The following is a 718-nucleotide window of genomic DNA, read 5'->3' as shown; positions in this document are numbered from 1 at the left end:
CAGAACATTTACAACAAGTATTTGATCGTTTTTATAAAGTTGATGCAGCGAGAACGCGAGGTAAACAAGGTACCGGTTTAGGTTTGTTCATTTGTAAAATGATTATCGAAGAGCATGGTGGTTCCATAGATGTTAAAAGCGAATTAGGGAAAGGCACAACATTTATTATTAAACTACCAAAACCAGAATAAAATTGAATATAGTTATTTCAGAACGCATGTTATTGATTAGAGACTCTAATTTATAGCATGCGTTTTTTGATTGATGTGGGGAATTTTGTATGTGGATTAGAACTTAGGGTTTTTGCGAATATCAACTATTAAATATATTACTAATTTATATAAAAATATAAAGTTTGATAAAGTTATTTATTTGATTATAAAAATAGGGTAAAATATAGATATATTGTATTAATTAAATTATTCGAGGTGTCATATGAAAAAGTTCATTGGATCAGTTTTAACCACGACATTAATTTTAGGGGGATGTTCCGCGATGGAAAATGAATCAAATAAAGACACAAACACAGAAACAAAATCTGTACCAGAAGAAATGGAAGCTTCAAAATATGTAGGCCAAGGCTTCCAACCGCCTGCAGAAAAAGATGCGATTGAATTTGCGAAGAAGCATCGTAAAGAATTTGAAAAAGTAGGTGAACAATTCTTTAAAGATAACTTTGGACTAAAAGTTAAAGCTACAAATGTTGTAGGTAAAGATG

The 718-nt window shown here is 30.6% G+C and carries 2 protein-coding genes; both read left to right on the top strand.

What is annotated here, in order from left to right; genetic code table 11:
- A partial coding sequence (locus tag IDG60_RS18340; protein WP_241013400.1) for an ATP-binding protein occupies positions 1 to 191 on the top strand: 191 nt, incomplete at its 5' end.
- Positions 192 to 435: 244 nt separating this feature from the next.
- Positions 436 to 718: DUF1672 family protein (locus IDG60_RS18335; protein WP_206161037.1), on the top strand; the 283-nt coding region annotated here is incomplete at its 3' end.

It is taken from the genome of Staphylococcus sp. EG-SA-2 (assembly GCF_017152085.1).
The sequence above is the reverse complement of the archived record's forward strand: the minus strand, read 5'-3'. Positions and strand labels throughout refer to the sequence as shown.